Source organism: Polaromonas aquatica, assembly GCF_042659145.1.
Taxonomy (GTDB): domain Bacteria; phylum Pseudomonadota; class Gammaproteobacteria; order Burkholderiales; family Burkholderiaceae_C; genus Polaromonas; species Polaromonas aquatica.
On the sequence record NZ_JBHSRS010000018.1, the window covers coordinates 489,686 to 506,934 of the forward strand.

Consider the following 17,249-nt stretch of genomic DNA (forward strand, 5'->3'; position numbering starts at 1 on the left):
GTCTTTGGTGAAGTTTTGAATGCGGGAATGGTTGAGGTCAGTGTGCAACGGCCGGGCTATTGCCTGCTGCGCGGGGCGCAAAGCCCTCACGAACATCCAGGCGACCGCTCCAGTAAGTCAGGGCCAGTGCGCCCAGCACCACCAGCGCGCCTATCCATGGTGTGTGCATCAGGCCGAGATGGGTCACCACCAGGCCACCGGCCCACGCCGCAAAAGCAATTCCGAGATTGAAGGCCGCAATGTTCAGGCCCGAGGCCACGTCCACCGCCTGCGGCGTGTGCCGTTCGGCCTGGCGCACCACATACACCTGCAGGCCGGGCACGTTACCAAAAGCCACTGCCCCCCACAGGAAAACGGTGGACACCGCCAGCCACGGATGCGGCGCGGTGAAGTTAAACACCAGCAGCACGGCCGCGAGCAAGGCGAAGATGAGCTTCAACGCGGCGATGGGCCCCTTGCGGTCGGCCAGCTTGCCGCCCCAGATATTGCCGGCAGCAACCGACACGCCATAGACCAGCATGACCCAGCCGACAGCGCCTGCGCCAAAGCCGGCCTGCTGCAGGATGGGCGCGAGAAAGGTAAACGGAATGAAGGAGCCGCCGTAACCAACTGCCGTGGTGGCATAGACCAGCAGCAGGCGCGGCTGGGCCAGCACCTTGAACTGTTGTGTGAGTGATGCGGGCGGCGTATGCCTGATGCTGCGGGGAATGAACAGCAGGCTCACGACAAAGGCAATCGCGCCCAGCGCCGACACGGCAAGAAAGGTCTCACGCCAGCCGAAATGCTGGCCGATAAAGGTGCCCAGCGGCACGCCGGTGACCAGCGCCACGGTGAGGCCGGTAAACATGATGGCAATCGCGCTGGCGGCTTTTTCCTTGGGCACCAGGCCGGTGGCAATCGTCGAACCTATGGAGAAAAACACCCCGTGTGCCAGGCCCGTGAGAATGCGCGCGGCAATCAGCGAGTTATAGCCGGGTGCCTGCCAGGCCAGCAGGTTGCCGAGTGTGAACAGGGCCATCAGGCCCAGCAGCAGGGTTTTGCGCGGCAGTTTGCCGGTGAGGGCCGTCAGCACCGGCGCGCCTATGGCGACACCCAGCGCATACAGGCTGACCAGCAGGCCGGCGGAGGGCAGGCCGATATTCAGGTCGGCAGCTACGGTGGGTAACAGACCAACGATAACGAACTCCGTCGTTCCGATGGCGAAGGCGCTGATGGTCAGCGCCAGAAGGGCAATGGGCATAAAAGGCTCCGTCATGTTCACGAAGCCTGTAGTGTGGGATTTTTATCTTTGCAGAATAAGCCCCTAACGCGCAGAATATAGTTGACTGAAAATCAATAATTAAAAAAACGGATGCCATGAAAACCACCATTGAAGAACTGCTGGCCTTTCGTGCCGTGGTCGATACAGGCTCCATCACCGCCGCTGCCGACCAGCTGGTGCAGACCGTGTCGGGCATCAGCCGGGCGCTGGGGCGGCTTGAGAAAAAACTGGGCGTGACGCTGATGCGCCGCACCACCAGGCGGCTGGAGCTGACTGAAGAGGGTGCTGTCTTTCTGGCTCGCGCACGCGCGATTCTTGATGCGATGGACCAGGCCGAAGAAGAAGTCAGCATGCGCCGCGAAGCACCGGCCGGGCTGCTGCGCGTCAACGCCGCGTCACCCTTCATGCTGCACGCGGTGGTGCCGCTCTTGCCCGAGTTCAGCGCGCTGTACCCGAAGATCAGCCTGGAGCTCAACACCGACGACCTGAATGTGGACCTGCTGGCGCAGCGCACCGACATCGCCATACGCATAGGCGCGCTGCGCGACTCCACGCTGCATGCGCGTCCGCTGTGCAGCAGCCGTCTGCGTGTGCTGGTCAGCCCCGCCTACCTCGAACAGCACGGCAAACCGAAGCGCGTGGCCGATCTCGACAAACACCGGCTCATCGGCAACAGCCAGTTGCCGTCACTGAACCAGTGGCCGCTGCGCGCCGCGCAGGGCGACAGCTACAGCGCCGTGCCGGCTTTCAGCGCATCCAGCGGCGAAACCATGCGTCACCTGGCGCTGGCGGGCATGGGCATCGTCTGCCTGGCCGACTTCATGACGGAAGAAGACCGCAAGAGCGGCGCGCTGGTGCAGCTGCTGGTGAAATGCACCGTCGATGCGCGGCAGCCGGTGAATGCCGTGTATTACCGCAACACGGCGCTGTCGTCGCGCATCACCGCGTTCCTGGATTTCCTGGCGCAGCGACTGGCATAAAGCCATAAACCCCTGCATCGAGGTCGGAATGCCGCCCCTGCTGCACACACTCGGGGTTCTAGAATGATCCGGGCACGAGGCGCCGCGCATTCACAGGCCTCACCCGCGCTCCAGCCACCAGACCCATCCACCACCTCCTCAAACCACACCATGCCCTTTGCATTTCAGGCACGCGGCGCCGGCCGCCGGCATCTCCTCACCATGCTGCTCATCGCGACCGTGCTGGCCGCAGTGATGTACCAGGGCAAGGGCTACCCTGAAGAGGACTCGGTTGACGGCAAGCGCATGACGGCGAGTGAACACATCGCCAGCCTGAATGCTTTCGGCCAGGCCGTGCCGCGCGAGATGCGGCACCTGGTGGCTCTGAAGGACAGTTGCACCCTTGAACTCACTTCCATGCGCCGCAGCGCCGAGGGCCACGCCTTCGACGTGCCTCTGCTGAGCCTGGATGCCTCTTCGCGCACAGATCGCGAAACAGGCCTGATCGTCGTGGCTATAGGCTCACTGGACGGCCCCGATGCGCCACAGCATGAGGTCTACCAGACCGGCAGGTGGCATGAAGCCATTTCTTACCGCTCCCACCTGCGGCAGCTGATGCGGCTGTGCGCAGAGACACTGCATACTGACGAGTCCGGCCACGCCGGTTTTTAAAGGAAAAAACAATGGCTATTGGCTGGATGGCTGTACTGCAGCTGGTGCCCTGGTCCGACGTGATCAGCAACGCTCCCAAGATTGCGGAAGGCGCAAAAAAGCTCTGGAACTCCATAGGCAAAAAGCCGCCGCTCCCGGCGGCGGAAAATGGCCTGGCGCCGCTGGTTGCAGACGCTGACCCGTCCGGCATGGCGGCCATTGAAAAACGCATCCAGGCCATGGAAATCGCCACCACTGAACTGCACGAGCAGATGCTGGCCTCGGCCGATCTCATCAAGACGCTGGCCGAGCAAAATACCCAGCTGGTCAAGCGCATCGAGGTCAACCGCACCCGCCTGATCATGCTCGCGCTGGTAACCTTCGTCGTGGCTGTCATCGCCGTTACCAGCCTGACGCTGTTGTTGACACGCTGATGCACGCCCTGAAGCTTGCATGAGCAGAAACGGCCGGCCCAATAAAAAAGCGCCTCACGGCGCTTTTTTATTGGGCGATATCGTTTATTTTGAAACGACGCGAACCATCTCCAGGCACTTGTTGGAGTAACCCCATTCGTTGTCGTACCAGGCGACGATCTTGACGAAGGTACCGTCCAACGCGATGGACGCGTCAGCATCAAAAATCGAGGTACGGGTATCGCCGCGGAAGTCGGTGGCAACCACCTTGTCTTCGGTGTAACCCAGCACACCCTTAAGTGCGCCTTCGCTTTGCGCCTTCATTTCGGCGCAGATTTCCTTGAGCGTGGCTTCCTTGCTCAGCTCGCAGGTCAGGTCCACCACCGACACGTCGGAGGTCGGCACGCGGAAAGACATGCCGGTCAGCTTTTTGTTCAGCTCGGGAATCACCACGCCAACCGCCTTGGCGGCGCCGGTGCTCGAAGGAATGATGTTTTCCAGAATGCCGCGACCGCCGCGCCAGTCCTTGTTGCTCGGGCCGTCCACGGTTTTTTGCGTGGCGGTGGCTGCGTGCACGGTGGTCATCAGGCCGCGCTTGATGCCCCACTTGTCGTTCAGCACCTTGGCGACTGGCGCCAGGCAGTTGGTGGTGCAGCTCGCGTTGGAGATGATGGCTTCGCCCTTGTAGGTTTTGTCATTCACGCCAAACACAAACATCGGGGTGTCGTCTTTCGAAGGTGCCGAGAAGATGACTTTTTTGGCGCCGGCAGCCAGGTGCTTTTCACCGGAAGCCTTGTCCAGGAACAGGCCGGTGGATTCGATCACGACGTCCGCACCGATTTCGTTCCATTTCAGGTTGGCGGGGTCGCGCTCCTGCGTCAGGCGGATTTTTTTGCCGTTGACGATCAGGGTATTGCCGTCGACGGAAACATCGCCCTTGAAACGGCCATGTACCGAGTCGTACTGCAGCATATAAGCCAGGTACTCGGGCTCCAGCAAATCGTTGATGCCGACGATTTCGATGTCGCCAAAACTCTGCACCGCCGAGCGGAACACATTGCGGCCGATGCGGCCGAAACCATTGATGCCTACCTTGATCGTCATGCTTGTCTCTCCAGAAAAGTTAATACAAAAAAGCGGTTTGCTGAATGCAGGTTTATTTCCTCAACACCTTGCGCACGGTGTCGGCCACGTTTTCGGGCGTGAAGCCGAAATGCTTGAACAGGACAGGTGCCGGTGCCGACTCGCCGTAGCTGTCGATGCCGACAACGGCGGCGCAGCCGTATTTCCACCAGCCGTCGGTAACGCCCATTTCCACGGCAATGCGGGGGATGCCTGCAGGCAGGACTTCGGATTTGTAGGCCGTCGTCTGTTTGTCAAACGTGGTGTTGCTGGGCATGGAAACCACACGCACCGCGATCTTGTACTGGCTTGCCAGCAGCTCTTGTGCCTTCAGGGCCAGTTGCACTTCGGAGCCGGTGGCGATGATGACAGCCTGCGGCTTTTTCTTGATGCCCACATCGGCTGGCTCGGCCAGCACATAGGCACCACGGCTGATTTCACCGAGGTCATTCTTCGGTGCGTAAGGCAGGTTCTGGCGGCTCAGCAGCAGGGCTGTCGGCGTGTTCTTGTTTTGCAGGGCCACGGCCCAGGCCACGGCGGTTTCGGCCGTGTCGCCCGGACGCCAGACATCCAGGTTCGGGATCAGGCGCAGGCTGGCGGCGTGTTCAATCGACTGGTGCGTCGGGCCGTCTTCACCCAGGCCGATGGAGTCGTGGGTAAACACATGCACCACGCGAATCTTCATCAGCGCGGCCATGCGAATGGCGTTGCGGCTGTAGTCGCTGAAGGTCAGGAAGGTGCCGCCGTATGGGATGTAGCCGCCATGCAGCGCGATGCCGTTCATGATGGCGGCCATGCCGAACTCGCGCACACCGTAGTTGATGTGTCGGCCGCCCACGCCAACGCCGTCGGCATTGGGGGTCAACACAACTTCACCATTCAGGTCAAAACGCAGGCTGGGCGTGGACTTGGTGTTGGTCAGGTTGGAGCCAGTCAAATCGGCGGAGCCACCCAGCATTTCAGGCAGGCCGGCGGTGAAGGCTTCGAGCGCGAGCTGCGAGGCCTTGCGCGAGGCGACGGTTTCAGCCTTGCTGTGCGCGCCAATGACGGTGTCCACCGCCAGCTGCGCAAAGCCCTTGGGCAGTTCGCCCTTCATGCGGCGCGTCAGTTCTGCGGCCAGCTCGGGGTGAGCGGCCTTGTAGGCGGCAAACCTGGCGTCCCATGCGGCTTCCAGCGCCAGGCCCTTGGCCTTGGCGTCCCAGTCGTCCTGGACTTCTTTTGGAATCTCGAACGGTGCGTAAGGCCAGTGAAGCGCTTCGCGCGTGAGCTTGATTTCTTCAACGCCCAGCGGTTCGCCATGGGCCTTGGCTGTGTCGACACGGTTCGGTGAGCCCTTGCCGATGTGCGTCTTGCAGACGATCAGCGTGGGTTTGTCCGTGGATTTTTTGGCGTCGGCAATCGCGGCATCCACCGCAGCAACGTCGTGGCCGTCGATAGGGCCGATAACGTTCCAGCCGTAAGCGGCAAAACGCAGCGGGGTGTTGTCTATGAACCAGGGCGTGACCTGGCCGTCGATCGAGATGCCGTTGTCATCGTAAAGCGCGACCAGTTTGCCCAGCTTCCAGGCGCCGGCCAATGCTGCAGCTTCGTGGCTGATGCCTTCCATCAGGCAACCGTCACCCATGAACACATAGGTGTTGTGGTCGACCACGGTGTGGCCTTCGCGGTTGAATTCCTTGGCCAGCAGCTTTTCAGCCAGCGCCATGCCGACCGCATTGGTCAGGCCCTGGCCGAGCGGGCCGGTGGTAGTTTCAACGCCGGGGGTGTAGCCATATTCAGGGTGGCCGGGGGTCTTGCTGTGCAGCTGGCGGAAGTTCTTGAGTTCGCCGATAGGCAGCTTGTAGCCGGTGAGGTGCAGCACGGCATAAATCAGCATGGAGCCGTGGCCGTTGGAGAGCACAAAACGGTCGCGGTCGAACCAGTTGGGGTTGTGCGGGCTGTGCTTGAGGTGGTTGCCCCAGAGGGCGACGGCCATGTCGGCCATGCCCATGGGGGCGCCGGGGTGTCCGGAGTTGGCTTGTTGTACGGCGTCCATCGCGAGTGCGCGTATGGCGTTCGCCATCATTTCAGTATTGGCCATCAGGCAAAACTCCGGGGGTATGAGAAGGTAGGGGGCAGGGTAAACCGCTATTTTACAGTTTGGCTCCCGCCCCCCGTTTCACTCGGGTTAGCGGCGCGTATCGTCTAAAGTCGGGCACATGCAAGGACTTCACCTCACCGCGGACCTCCACAACTGCCGCTGCGACCCGGCCTGGCTGCTGGACGCCGACAGGCTGGGCGACTGGTGCATCAAGGCCGTACAGGCTGCCGGCCTGCAGCCGGTCAACCAGCTGTTCCACACCTTTCCCGCCACAGAACACGGCCCGGGCGGCATCACGGCCACCATATTGCTGGCCGAATCGCATATGTGCATTCACACCTGGCCGGAGCAAAAAGCGGTGACGCTGGACGTGTATGTGTGCAATTTCGGTGGCGACCACTCGGCCAGGGCGCGATCGCTGATGCAGTCGCTGGTGGAGCGTTTTGCGCCTGAATGGACAGAGCAGCGCTCGCTGGACCGGGGAGACGAGTCGTGAGCAAACCCGTCAAGGCCATGATCCTGGCCGCCGGACGCGGCGAACGCATGCGGCCGCTGACCGACAGCACGCCCAAGCCGCTCTTGAAGGTGCGCGGCAAACCGCTGATTGAATGGCACACCGAAGCGCTGGCACGCGGCGGGTTTACCGACCTGGTCATCAACACCGCCTGGCTGGGGCAGCAGCTTCCAGCCCATTTTTCAAGTCTTTTATGCCCGCGGCCGGCGCAGGATACGCGCAGCGTGCTATCAATTTCATACTCCCACGAGGGTCGGGATTTTGGCGATGCGCTGGAAACCGCAGGCGGGATTGCTAGAGCCCTGCCGCTGCTGGGCGATGTGTTCTGGGTGCTGGCGGGCGATGTGTTTGTGCCGGATTTTGAGTTTTTGCAAAGCGCCGTGGACAGGTTCGCCGCGAGCGGCAAGCTGGCGCACCTGTGGCTGGTGCCGAATCCGGCGCACAACCCCAAGGGCGACTTTGGCCTGGACGCGAACGGGCTGGCGCTGAACCTGCCCGCCGATTCCAGCGCGCCGCGGTTTACCTTCAGCACCATTGGCCTGTACCGCAAGGCACTGTTCAATGATTTGCCCTTTGGCAACCCGCAAGGCCTCAAGGCCCCGCTGGCACCGCTGTTGCGAAGTGCGATGGACAATCAGCAGGTGAGCGCCGAGCTGTACACAGGCGCCTGGACCGATGTCGGAACACCGGCACGGCTCGATGAGTTGAACCAAACCACAAACTGGAACGCCCCAACAACATGAGCACTACCGTCTACCAAAAACGCCGAGCCGCCATTGCCCGCGCCCTGAAAGCCGCCGGTGGTGGTGTTGCCCTGCTGCCCACCGCGCCGGAAGCGGTACGCAACCGCGACAGCGACTTCCCCTACCGGCATGACAGCTATTTTTATTACCTCACCGGTTTTACCGAGCCCGACAGCTGGCTGGTGATCGACGCCAGCGGCAAAAGCACGCTGTTTTGCCGGCCCAAGGACCTGGAGCGCGAAATCTGGGATGGCATACGCCTTGGCCCCAAAGCCGCGCCGGCAAGCCTTGCGGTAGACGAAGCCTTCAGCATTGAAACGCTGAACGACAAAATGCCCGCGTTGCTGGCCAACCAGAAAGCCGTGTGGTTCCCGTTTGCAACGCACAAGGGCCTGGAAACCCAGGTCGACGGCTGGCTGAACAAGGTGCGCGCACTGGTGCGCCTTGGCGCGGAATGCCCGCAAAGCCAGCACGACCTGTGCCGCCTGCTTGACGAGATGCGCCTGACCAAGGACGCACACGAAATCGCCATCCTGCGGCGCGCCGGGAAGATCTCCGCCGGGGCGCATGTGCGGGCCATGCAGACCTCGGCGGCAATGTTGCGCAGCCCGGTCAAGGGCGGCCTGCGTGAATACCACCTGGAGGCCGAACTGCTGCACGAATTCCGCCGCCACGGCTCGCAATACCCGGCCTACACCAGCATTGTTGCGGCCGGCGCCAATGCCTGCATACTGCACTACCGCGCGGACACCGCCGAACTCAAGGCCGGCGAGCTCTGCCTGATCGACGCAGGCTGCGAGCTGGACGGCTACGCCAGCGACATCACGCGCACTTTCCCCGCCGACGGCAAGTTCACGCCGGCCCAGCGCACGCTGTACGACATCGTGGCGGCCGCGCAGGAAGCCGCCATCAAGGTCACCAAACCCGGCAAACGTTTTAACGACCCGCACGATGCCGCCACACGCGTGCTGGCGCAGGGCATGCTGGACACCGGCCTGCTCGACAAGGCCAAACACGGCAAGGTCGACGACGTGCTGGCCTCAGGCGCCTACCGCCAGTTTTACATGCACCGTACCGGCCACTGGATGGGCATGGATGTGCACGACTGCGGCGACTACACCGAGCCCGGCAGCAAACCCCGCGCGGAAAAAGACATGCAGGGCAATACGGTAATGCGCAAGCCGTCGCGCATCCTCAGGCCCGGCATGGTGGTGACGATCGAGCCCGGCATTTATGTGCGCCCCGCCAAGGGCGTTCCCAGGGAGTTCTGGAACATCGGCATACGCATTGAAGACGATGCGCTGGTGACGGCCAAGGGTTGCGAGCTGATGACACGCGGCGTGCCTGTGAATGCCGACGAGATTGAAGCCTTGATGCGCGGGTGATGCGGGGCAGGACAGGGTGGCCTCTAAAATTGGCCATGAAATTTTTTATCCGCTTCTTCTTCAAAACCCTGCGCCTCATCCTTGGTCCGGTGCTGCTGCTCAAGGAAACACTGACCCGGCCGAAAGGCCTGGAGCGCCCGCAAGCGGCGCAGGAAAAAGTGGATCAGCAGTGTCAGGCCCTGGTTTTATACCAGTACAAAACCTGCCCCTTCTGCATCAAGGTCAGGCAGGAAATCAGCCGCCTGTCCTTGAACATCAAGCGCATTGACGCACAGCAGGAAGGCCGTGACAGGCAGGACTTGTTGCAGCACGGCGGACAGACCAAAGTGCCCTGCCTGAGAATTACCGATGACAGCGGCAACAGCCAGTGGCTCTACGACTCGGACAAGATTGTTGCGTATCTTGGTGGCCGTTTTGCGACCGCGTGAGGGTTGTTAAGTTTTTCCCGGCGCCGCTGGACCGAACTGCCAGCAACGCCACGGCAGATGCCGGCAAGGCGCCCTAGCTGCTGAGCTTGCCCAACAGCCTTTGTGCCCAACGCGGCAACGGGCTGACTTGCTCCTGGGTCCAGTCACGTTTGCAGACAGCTACGGCGGCATGCGTGCCCGGCTTCACGTCCTGCGAGTCGTACAGAACGACCGCATCAGCCAGGCGCACGGCCACGGCAAGATTGGCCAGGGTGCGCGGGTAACGGGCAAGTATTCGCCCGGCCGGTACGGCATGGCCGCCTTCGCTGACGCGGCCGGCCACGCGGTCCAGAAGGCGCTGCGGATCGTCCAGGCACACGACCAGCAGCATGACAAAAAATCCCAGGCTTTGCGCCTCTTCAATCAGCGCGAGTTTGGACTCATGGGAAAACACCGTCTCACTGACAAACGACTGGCCTAACCTGAGCAGTTCTGCGCGCCGAGCATCGGACCACTGCCTCGCCTCTTCCGACCTGGCCTGCGGATCGGCGATGTGCTGCAGGTGGGCGGCTTCATGCAGGTCGGCATTGACGAATTCAACGCTGGCGGGGATGGTGCCGGCCTGCACCAGCGCCGTGTACAGCGTCGACTTGCCGGCACCATTGGGGCCTGCGAGCAGGTAAAAAACCGGTTTGTCCTTGCGGCGCCGGGGGTGCAGTGCAATGGCCTGCACCATGTCAGGCGGCTGCTTTGCGGCCCTTGCTGCGCTTACCCGCAATCACGTCACGCACACGCTGCGCGAGGCTGCCATCGGCCTCTACCGCCATAAAACGGGCGATCAACCCGTCTGCCTGGGTATCTTTCGTGCGGGCCTGGGGCCGCGCCTTGCGCGCGGCGGCCTCATAAACCTCGATCGCCGTTTGCGCCTCCTGTACCGTCAGGCCGGAATGCTCGACCACCTGGCCCAGGGTGGCCCAATACTCGATCTGGCCTGCGGCAGAGCGGCGCAGGGGCTGGGCAGCCTCCCGGGCCTGCTCAACCAGGCTCAGGGGAAGTTTGACGGAAGCAAAGTTGCTGGGGGTGGTCATAACGCGCTCCTTTATGGCGCATTTTGCGCCATAAAGGCGATAATTGCAAACGCCACCCAGAAGACCGGGTTTTGCCGGGTTATGGCCTGTCCGACGGTGTCCCCGAAACCATGGCGCACAGCTACGCCAGCGCCATCCCCCGCCGGTGGCCATGCGTGAAAGCCTCCTCAAACACCGAATACCCGGACAAATCACTGTGTGCAAAATGCAGCCGCTGCCAGGGCGCCGGCAAAGGCCCCTGCAGCGCCCGCAATGCAGCACTGCTCCTGGTGCCCGGCCCCGGCGTACTCATGGCATGGCCGTAACGCATGATGTCCATGCAGGTGACTTTCTCCTGCAGGTCCGGGTGCGGCAACGAAAGCTCGCCAAGGACCACATCGCGCCAGTGCGACCAGGGTTGGCCGTAAAGGTTTTTACGCTGCGCAGGCGCGATGCCAAACGCTCGGTAGTGCGTCAACACCGTGGCGCCCGGCACTGCGGCCAGGCTCTGGTGTTTCGCATCAACATAGCCCAACCCCTCGCCGGAACTGCCATCCATGTCCGGCCTGTAGATCACGTTGTCCCAGCTGGGCGCTGCGCCCGGCCGGTCATGCAGCGCGGCCTTGATGTGGATATTGGCCACCAGCCATGGCGCATAACGCAGCCGGGCGGCGGCCTCGCGCAAGGCCGGTGGCGGGTTCTCGACCACATGCGCCGCCACAAACAGCGGCATGGCCAGGATGCAATGCCCGGCCAGCCAGCGCTCGACGGTCTGGGTGCTGGTGTTGAAGGCATCGACCTCAACCCCATGCTTGCCGGCCGCAACCCGCAGGATGACGTTTCCCGTTCGCAGGCGCTCGCCCAGCGGCTGGATCAGGCGCTGCGTCAGCCAGCCATTGCCCTGCGGCCAGGTGAGCACACCGGCATCGCGCTCGGACAAGGGCTCATCACCCGGCGCAGAAAAACCGTGGCGGCTGGCGAAATAATGAATGCCGGCCCAGGCCGAAACACTGGCGATACCGGCGCCGTAATCGTCACGGCAGCAATAGTCCAGATACCAGCGCAAGGGCTTGGCGGCAAGGTTATGCTGGTCCAGCCACGCTTCAAAAGTGATAGCATCCAGCGCGCTATGGACGGCGGCCAAAGGCCTGTTTGCCACTGGAATCGGGAACTTTGCAGCGTTGGAAGCCTGCTGCACCAGTTGGGCAAACCGCTGGTAGTCAGCCAGCGTTTTGGCGTCCACATCCTGCACCGGCAGCAAGCCATCCTGCCACTGCCCATCGATAAAAAGCCGCTCCTGCGGGCTGTGGCACAAATGGCGCTCGTCGTACACCCAACGACCCGCCACGCGCTGGCGCAAACCCAGTTCTTCTAGCAGGTCCTGCACTTCATGCGCGCTGTCGCCGGGCACCGGCAGGTAATGCGCACCCAGCGGGCAAGGCACGCCGTGCACCTCGCCGCCACGGCTGTTGCCGCCGGCGCTGTCTTCCAGCTCCAGCAGGGTGAAGTCCTCGATGGAGCGCAGGCGCAGCGCCCGGGCCGCCGCCAGCCCGGCAACGCCGCCACCGGCAATCAGCACGCGGGTGCGTCGTGTGGTGGCCGGCGCGGGCCATGAGGCGGCGCGCAGCAAATGGCCGCGCGCGTCGCTGACGCCGACGAAGCCGCCATCTATCGTTCGAGCGGCATCGCATGCGGCAAGGGGGAGGGCAGCGGTGGCTGCGAGGAATTGGCGACGCTTCATGGCGGCCCTGATGTGGTGCCGCTGGCTCCCGCTCCCTTCCAGCTGGGGCCGCGGGACCGGCTTTGCCGGACCGCAGGCGCAGCGGCCCCCCAGGGGGGCAGGGAGCTACACGCAGTGAGTGACCGTGGGGGCTTCACATTTTTCCCCATTCCTGTTCGTAGCTATGCACCAGCTCCTGGTTCGACAGGCGGTTGACGGGCGCGGGCACACGCGCCATGTCCAGCGGGAAATCAAACAGCAGGGGCAGCGTCTGCGAATTCAGGAAGCGCAGTCCAGGCGGCAAATGGCCGGCTTGCGTCGTGGGACTGAAAGGGCGGCGGCTGGCCACGACAAAACCCCATTCGCCAAAGCTGGGCACGTTCGCGTGGTAGGGGGTGGCCTGCAGGCCGACAGACTCGATGGTGCTGACCACCGTCCAGAAACTGCGGCGTGCCACCAATGGCGATGTGGTCTGGATGACGGCATAACCGCTGGCCGCAAGATGCCTGTCAAGCAGCGCATAAAACGAGTTGGTGTAGAGCTTGCCTATGGAAAAATTGGTGGGATCCGGGAAATCCACAACCACCACATCAAACATCCCCGGTGTTGTATCCAGCCACTGGAAGGCATCGGCATTGACGATATGCACCTTGGGCGACAGCAGCGCATCGGCATTGAGGCGCCTGAGCGCCGGCTGCTGTGAAAACATCCTTGTCATGGCCGGGTCCAGCTCCACCAGTGTGACGCTTTCAACACCCGGGTACTTGAGGATTTCACGCACCGCCATGCCATCGCCGCCGCCCAGCACGGCGACTTTTTTCGGCGCGCCATGGGCGCTCATGACCGGATGCACCAGGGCCTCGTGGTAGCGGTATTCGTCACGCTCGGCGAACTGCAGGTTGCCGTTGAGGAACAGCTTGTGGCCGCCGCGCCCGGCCGTCACCACGATGCGCTGGTAAGGCGTGGTGGCGGTATAGACCGCGCGGTCCTGGTAGAAGTGGTCTTCGGCCAGCGTGGTGATTCGCTCCGCGCCAAGAAAACCGGCAAAGAGGCCGCCCAGGGTCAGCGCACATGCCAGCGCATGTTCCCTGAAATTGCGCAGCTCATGACGAAACAGCCACAGCGCCCACACGGCCACCGCGGCATTCATCAAACCAAACAGCAGCCCGGTGCGAATCAGCCCCAGTTGCGGCACCAGCACCAGCGGGAAAGCCAGCGACACCGCCAGCGCCCCCAGGTAGTCAAACGTGAGTACCTGCGAAACCAGTTCTTTCAGCGCCACGTTGCGCCGCAAGATGCGCATCACCAGCGGAATCTCCAGCCCGACCAGCGTGCCGACCAGCAGCACCAGGGCATAAAGCAAAAAGCGGAAGGCGCCGGGCACAAAGGCATTTGCTACAAAAAGAATAGCTGGCAGCGCACCACCCACCAGGGCCACCAGCAGTTCTATGCGTAAAAAATGCGCCGGCAGCTGGCGCTCGAAAAAGCGCGAGAGCCAGGACCCTATGCCCATGGCAAACAGGTAGCTGCCGATCACGGTAGAGAACTGCAGCACCGAATCGCCGAGCAGGTACGACGCCAGCGCACCCGCGGCCAGCTCATAAACCAGCCCGCAGGCCGCGACTACAAAGACGCTGGCGAGCAAGGCGACTTCGAGTGGGCGAGGGGAAGAGGAAGTTTCTGTTTTCATGCAACGCGATGCGAAGCGAGCCGCTTAACGACGGACTCAAGGGCGTAGCGAGCGGCCCGCAGGCAAGGCGGGCGGAGCGGACGAACCGGAATGTACTTCAGGTACATGAGGATTCGGAGCACCGTACCAACGCAGCATCCGGGCCGCTCGGTAGCCACTAGTGAATAGCGGCGGCTACGATGATGCAGATGCCCAGACTCATGGCCGCCACCACCATCCCCAGCGCAACATTCTGCTTTTCAACAATCTCCTGCCACAGGTCGTAAGGCGTGATCTTGTCGATGATGAGGAAACTCAGCCAGAAAATGACCACGCCTATCAGCGCGAACAAAATCGAGCCAAAGACCGCGGCGGGTTTAAGCCATTCCATATCCATGATGTTCTCCAGAAAACGATAAACGCGGGCCACTGAAAACGCAGCGTGGAAGTCTCATTTATTTGTGCCCCCCACTGCTGCCGGAAAAACCGCCATAAGAGCCGCCCGAGGTGCGGGCGCTGCTGGACGAAGAACAATTCTGGACATTCGGGTCGCAGCGGGAGCAGCGCCCCAACAGCGCCAAAAGCACCAGTATGAGGATCACCACAATGATGATGGTGATGCAACCCATGCGCCGGGCACCGCTGAGCGGCGCTGCATCGGCCCGCTTGAACAGCGCCGCCTTGTCACTGAGCTTGAATGCCGTAGCGACCAGCGCGCCATCCAGCTTGCTGCCGCTGGACCAGGTCACCTCGGTGCCGGTCTCTTCCTGCGACAGCAGGGACTTGTCGTTGGCAAAGTCGCGGTTGAATGTTTTTTCACCGCGCGCGACCTGCCAGTAAAACTCGCCCGCCACATAGGTGGTTTCTGCGTTGTAGCTGCCCTGCAGCGGGTAGCTGCTGCCCAGGTAAGTGGCGCTCTGTGCGCCGGCCTTGAACACCGGCGCGCCGGTGACGGGCTTGACGATGCTCCACCCGTCCTCGGCGTCCACCAGAAAGGTGAACCCACGCTTGCGGTTGTAGAGCAGGTATTCGTCCCAGCCAAAGGACTCATCATCATCGCCCGGCTCATGGCCCATGCGGTGCTGAAAGCCCACCACCTGCCATTCGGCGCCTTGCAGCTGGCCGGTGCTGCCCAATGCAATCAGCGGATTGACGGGCTCGTCCTGGATCGCATGCTGCAGCGCTGCGCCCGTGCCCTTCGACAGGTCAATGATGCTGTTGCAGGAGCGGCAGGTAATGCTTTTGCTGGTGGCAAGTTTGACCTCCACCGGCGCGCCGCAGTTGGGGCAATTGAACTGTGTGCCTTTTTCTTCTTTTGCCGATTCATCGCGCAGGCCGCTGAGCTTGAGGTCATCCAGCATGACAGCACGGCCCAGCGACAAAGCAGGAGCCCCTGAGGCCAGCGTGGGGCCGTAGTCAATGCTCAGGACTTCGCCTTCGGCGCTCCTGAGTTCCACCATGGCAAAGGGCCGGCCCAGCGCCGGCAAATGCGGTAACTCGCCTTGTGCCGACAACAGCGACACCTGCTCGTTGGACGCCACGCTGAATGGCTTGGCATTGATGGCCGTGGTGGCGCCGACGCGAAAACTCTCGGCCAGGGGGATGTCGCGCTGCAGGCTGGTCGGCAGGGTGAATACATACGCGCCGTTGTCTTCGCTCAGGAAGGCGGCGCTGCCATCACCGAAAACGGCATACCACTCGGTCCAGGTGCCCTTGTCGTACTTGTACTGCAGGCGCCCGACGATGGTGAAGCTGCGCCCCTGGAAAACACCCGAAGCCTGCAACTGCAGCGGACTGAAGTCGTCGAACAGTTCGGCCATCTTGCCGATGCGCGAGAGCGTGTCGCCATTGCGCACCACGGTGCTCTGGCAAAACGCGCATACCGCATGTGTCGACTGGGCACTGCGGAATTCAACGGGCGCGCCGCAGCCGGGGCAAGCGGCGCGGTAAGCGCGTTGCGGGCTGGCTTCAATCACAAGGAGAAATAGTCGTCAGCGCGGAACGCGCGCAGCGAAGGGCCGCCCCGAGCAAGCGACGGCCTCCTCGCGGGGCAGCGAAGTACACGAAGTGACGAGCGTGGGGGCCTCATCTCAGACCAGCTTTTTAAGCAGCTCGGCCTTCTTCGCGTCAAACTCTTCCTGCGTCAGGATGCCCTTGGCCTTGAGTTCACCGAGTTTTTCAAGCGTCGCCATCACGTCATCGGGTTTAACCCCTGCAGCGGCTGCAGGCGCTGCCTGCGCGGGCTGGCCCTGCAGGCCGGCCTGAAGGTTTTGCGCCAGCACCTGGCCCAGCGCAACACCGGCCCCCAGGCCCATGGCATCACCGGCAATCCCGCTGCCGCCCGCACCGCCCTCGGCGAATTTTGGGATCGCCTGTGCGGTCTGGTACTGCATGAACTTGCCCATGTCGTTGCCGACCATGCCCATGCCGATTTTCTGGTCGAGGATTTTTTGCAGCTCTTCGGGCAGCGAGACGTTTTGTACCGTCATGCCTTCCAGCTTGAGCCCTATCTTTGCAAACTCGGGCGTCAGCTGGGTGACCAGTGCCTGCGCAAAAGCCAGCTGGTTGGCTGCCAGGTCAAGAAATGCGATGTCGCTGGACGCGATGGCATTGGATATGTTTTGCAGTACCAGGCCACGTAACTGGCCGTCGAGGTCGGCCGTGGTGTAGCTGTCACGTGTGCCGGAAATTTCGGTATGGAACAGCTTGGGGTCGGCAATACGGAAGTTGTAGTTGCCGAAAGCGCGCAAGCGCACGGCGCCGAAATCCTTGTCACGAATCGTGATGGGCTGGGGCGTGCCCCATTTCTGGTCGATCTGCTGGCGTGTGCTGAAAAAATAGACATCGCTCTTGAAAGGCGACTCGAACAGCTTGTCCCAGTTCTTCAGGTAAGTCAGCACCGGCAAGGTCTGTGTTGTCAGCTTGTAGGTGCCGGGGCCGAAGACGTCGGCCACCTTGCCCTCGTTGACGAAAACCGCCATCTGGGACTCGCGCACGGTGAGCGAGCCGCCGTTCTGGATCTCCATGTCCCGCATGGGGAAGCGCCAGGCCAGCGTGCCATCATCGGACTCGGTCCACTGGATGATGTCTATGAACTGCTTCTTGATGAAGTCCATTAAAGCCATGCTGCACGCCCTTTTGGTGAGTTTTGGAGCCATGATAGCGCTCATTGCTGCGCTGGCACAGTGGAAACTGGCCGGGCAGCGCCTGGAAAGACCTGGCCATTACGGCCCCAAAAGTCAAAACCGCATCTCCCGT

Annotated in this window: 17 protein-coding genes and 1 other RNA gene; 7 read left to right on the forward strand and 11 right to left on the reverse strand. The window is 62.2% G+C overall.

The window, feature by feature from the left end; all coding sequences use genetic code 11:
* Positions 1-37 precede the first annotated feature (37 nt).
* Positions 38-1,240: an MFS transporter gene (locus tag ACFQND_RS10775; protein ID WP_371437324.1), complete on the reverse strand. Its 1,203-nt coding sequence runs from the start codon at positions 1,238-1,240 to the stop codon at positions 38-40.
* Between the two features lie 116 nt (positions 1,241-1,356).
* On the opposite strand from ACFQND_RS10775, the gene ACFQND_RS10780 reads away from it, so the two are divergent.
* The 3 genes from ACFQND_RS10780 (at position 1,357) to ACFQND_RS10790 (ending at position 3,305) form a co-directional block, all read left to right on the forward strand.
* Positions 1,357-2,241: a LysR substrate-binding domain-containing protein gene (locus tag ACFQND_RS10780; protein WP_371437325.1), complete on the forward strand. Its 885-nt coding sequence runs from the start codon at positions 1,357-1,359 to the stop codon at positions 2,239-2,241.
* 150 nt (positions 2,242-2,391) lie between these two features.
* Positions 2,392-2,892, forward strand: a complete 501-nt coding sequence (locus tag ACFQND_RS10785; RefSeq protein WP_371437326.1) for a hypothetical protein — start codon at positions 2,392-2,394, stop codon at positions 2,890-2,892.
* 11 nt (positions 2,893-2,903) lie between these two features.
* Positions 2,904-3,305, forward strand: a complete 402-nt coding sequence (locus tag ACFQND_RS10790) for a hypothetical protein (RefSeq protein ID WP_371437327.1) — start codon at positions 2,904-2,906, stop codon at positions 3,303-3,305.
* Positions 3,306-3,389: 84 nt separating this feature from the next.
* Here the strand turns inward: ACFQND_RS10790 and gap are convergent, their stop codons facing one another.
* Together gap and tkt are read right to left on the reverse strand one after the other, a co-directional pair.
* Positions 3,390-4,388: a type I glyceraldehyde-3-phosphate dehydrogenase gene (gap, locus tag ACFQND_RS10795; protein WP_371437328.1), complete on the reverse strand. Its 999-nt coding sequence runs from the start codon at positions 4,386-4,388 to the stop codon at positions 3,390-3,392.
* Between the two features lie 52 nt (positions 4,389-4,440).
* Positions 4,441-6,486, reverse strand: a complete 2,046-nt coding sequence (gene tkt / locus ACFQND_RS10800) for a transketolase (protein ID WP_371437329.1) — start codon at positions 6,484-6,486, stop codon at positions 4,441-4,443.
* A gap of 118 nt (positions 6,487-6,604) precedes the next feature.
* On the opposite strand from tkt, the gene speD reads away from it, so the two are divergent.
* Genes speD through ACFQND_RS10820 form a run of 4 tightly spaced genes read left to right on the forward strand, consistent with a single transcriptional unit; the run spans position 6,605 to position 9,556 of the window.
* Positions 6,605-6,982 (forward strand): adenosylmethionine decarboxylase, encoded by a 378-nt coding sequence (speD, locus tag ACFQND_RS10805; RefSeq protein ID WP_371437330.1) that lies wholly within the window; start codon positions 6,605-6,607, stop codon positions 6,980-6,982.
* Between the two features lie 17 nt (positions 6,983-6,999).
* Positions 7,000-7,743, forward strand: coding sequence for an N-acetylmuramate alpha-1-phosphate uridylyltransferase MurU (gene murU, locus ACFQND_RS10810; protein ID WP_371437390.1), 744 nt, complete (start codon positions 7,000-7,002; stop codon positions 7,741-7,743).
* Positions 7,740-9,128, forward strand: a complete 1,389-nt coding sequence (locus ACFQND_RS10815) for an aminopeptidase P N-terminal domain-containing protein (RefSeq protein ID WP_371437331.1) — start codon at positions 7,740-7,742, stop codon at positions 9,126-9,128. The genes murU and ACFQND_RS10815 overlap by 4 nt, the downstream gene beginning before the upstream one ends.
* Positions 9,129-9,163: 35 nt before the next feature.
* Complete coding sequence (locus ACFQND_RS10820; protein WP_371437332.1) at positions 9,164-9,556, forward strand: glutaredoxin family protein; 393 nt, start codon at positions 9,164-9,166, stop codon at positions 9,554-9,556.
* A gap of 73 nt (positions 9,557-9,629) precedes the next feature.
* On the opposite strand, the gene ACFQND_RS10825 is transcribed toward ACFQND_RS10820, so the two are convergent.
* The 8 genes from ACFQND_RS10825 to ACFQND_RS10860 form a co-directional block, all read right to left on the reverse strand.
* Entirely contained in the window at positions 9,630-10,271 is a 642-nt protein-coding gene (locus ACFQND_RS10825) for a zeta toxin family protein (RefSeq protein WP_371437333.1), read from the reverse strand.
* Position 10,272: 1 nt separating this feature from the next.
* On the reverse strand, positions 10,273-10,623 hold the full coding sequence (locus ACFQND_RS10830; protein WP_371437334.1) for a TA system antitoxin ParD family protein: 351 nt from the start codon (positions 10,621-10,623) through the stop codon (positions 10,273-10,275).
* 121 nt (positions 10,624-10,744) lie between these two features.
* Positions 10,745-12,343 carry an FAD-dependent oxidoreductase gene (locus ACFQND_RS10835; protein WP_371437335.1) on the reverse strand — a complete coding sequence of 533 codons (1,599 nt, stop codon included), beginning with the start codon at positions 12,341-12,343 and terminating at the stop codon, positions 10,745-10,747.
* A 133-nt stretch (positions 12,344-12,476) separates the two neighbouring features.
* Positions 12,477-14,012, reverse strand: coding sequence for a polyamine aminopropyltransferase (locus tag ACFQND_RS10840; RefSeq protein ID WP_371437336.1), 1,536 nt, complete (start codon positions 14,010-14,012; stop codon positions 12,477-12,479).
* 32 nt (positions 14,013-14,044) lie between these two features.
* Positions 14,045-14,119, reverse strand: a non-coding RNA gene (locus ACFQND_RS10845) — sX9 sRNA.
* Between the two features lie 50 nt (positions 14,120-14,169).
* The gene (locus ACFQND_RS10850; protein WP_371437337.1) at positions 14,170-14,388 is read right to left on the reverse strand and encodes a DUF350 domain-containing protein; all 219 of its coding nucleotides are present in this window, start codon (positions 14,386-14,388) and stop codon (positions 14,170-14,172) included.
* A 58-nt stretch (positions 14,389-14,446) separates the two neighbouring features.
* Positions 14,447-15,967, reverse strand: coding sequence for a DUF4178 domain-containing protein (locus ACFQND_RS10855; protein ID WP_371437338.1), 1,521 nt, complete (start codon positions 15,965-15,967; stop codon positions 14,447-14,449).
* Between the two features lie 114 nt (positions 15,968-16,081).
* Complete coding sequence (locus ACFQND_RS10860; protein ID WP_371437339.1) at positions 16,082-17,116, reverse strand: SPFH domain-containing protein; 1,035 nt, start codon at positions 17,114-17,116, stop codon at positions 16,082-16,084.
* Between the last annotated feature and the right edge of the window lie 133 nt (positions 17,117-17,249).

What these genes read in the sequence shown, in the direction of transcription:
- ACFQND_RS10775 (WP_371437324.1), bottom strand. Translation starts at nt 1,240, where the DNA reads ATGCCCATTGCCCTTCTGGCGCTGACCATCAGCGCCTTCGCCATCGGA.
- ACFQND_RS10780 (WP_371437325.1), top strand. Translation starts at nt 1,357, where the DNA reads ATGAAAACCACCATTGAAGAACTGCTGGCCTTTCGTGCCGTGGTCGAT.
- ACFQND_RS10785 (WP_371437326.1), top strand. Translation starts at nt 2,392, where the DNA reads ATGCCCTTTGCATTTCAGGCACGCGGCGCCGGCCGCCGGCATCTCCTC.
- ACFQND_RS10790 (WP_371437327.1), top strand. Translation starts at nt 2,904, where the DNA reads ATGGCTATTGGCTGGATGGCTGTACTGCAGCTGGTGCCCTGGTCCGAC.
- gap (WP_371437328.1), bottom strand. Translation starts at nt 4,388, where the DNA reads ATGACGATCAAGGTAGGCATCAATGGTTTCGGCCGCATCGGCCGCAAT.
- tkt (WP_371437329.1), bottom strand. Translation starts at nt 6,486, where the DNA reads ATGGCCAATACTGAAATGATGGCGAACGCCATACGCGCACTCGCGATG.
- speD (WP_371437330.1), top strand. Translation starts at nt 6,605, where the DNA reads ATGCAAGGACTTCACCTCACCGCGGACCTCCACAACTGCCGCTGCGAC.
- murU (WP_371437390.1), top strand. Translation starts at nt 7,000, where the DNA reads ATGATCCTGGCCGCCGGACGCGGCGAACGCATGCGGCCGCTGACCGAC.
- ACFQND_RS10815 (WP_371437331.1), top strand. Translation starts at nt 7,740, where the DNA reads ATGAGCACTACCGTCTACCAAAAACGCCGAGCCGCCATTGCCCGCGCC.
- ACFQND_RS10820 (WP_371437332.1), top strand. Translation starts at nt 9,164, where the DNA reads ATGAAATTTTTTATCCGCTTCTTCTTCAAAACCCTGCGCCTCATCCTT.
- ACFQND_RS10825 (WP_371437333.1), bottom strand. Translation starts at nt 10,271, where the DNA reads ATGGTGCAGGCCATTGCACTGCACCCCCGGCGCCGCAAGGACAAACCG.
- ACFQND_RS10830 (WP_371437334.1), bottom strand. Translation starts at nt 10,623, where the DNA reads ATGACCACCCCCAGCAACTTTGCTTCCGTCAAACTTCCCCTGAGCCTG.
- ACFQND_RS10835 (WP_371437335.1), bottom strand. Translation starts at nt 12,343, where the DNA reads ATGAAGCGTCGCCAATTCCTCGCAGCCACCGCTGCCCTCCCCCTTGCC.
- ACFQND_RS10840 (WP_371437336.1), bottom strand. Translation starts at nt 14,012, where the DNA reads ATGAAAACAGAAACTTCCTCTTCCCCTCGCCCACTCGAAGTCGCCTTG.
- ACFQND_RS10850 (WP_371437337.1), bottom strand. Translation starts at nt 14,388, where the DNA reads ATGGATATGGAATGGCTTAAACCCGCCGCGGTCTTTGGCTCGATTTTG.
- ACFQND_RS10860 (WP_371437339.1), bottom strand. Translation starts at nt 17,116, where the DNA reads ATGGCTTTAATGGACTTCATCAAGAAGCAGTTCATAGACATCATCCAG.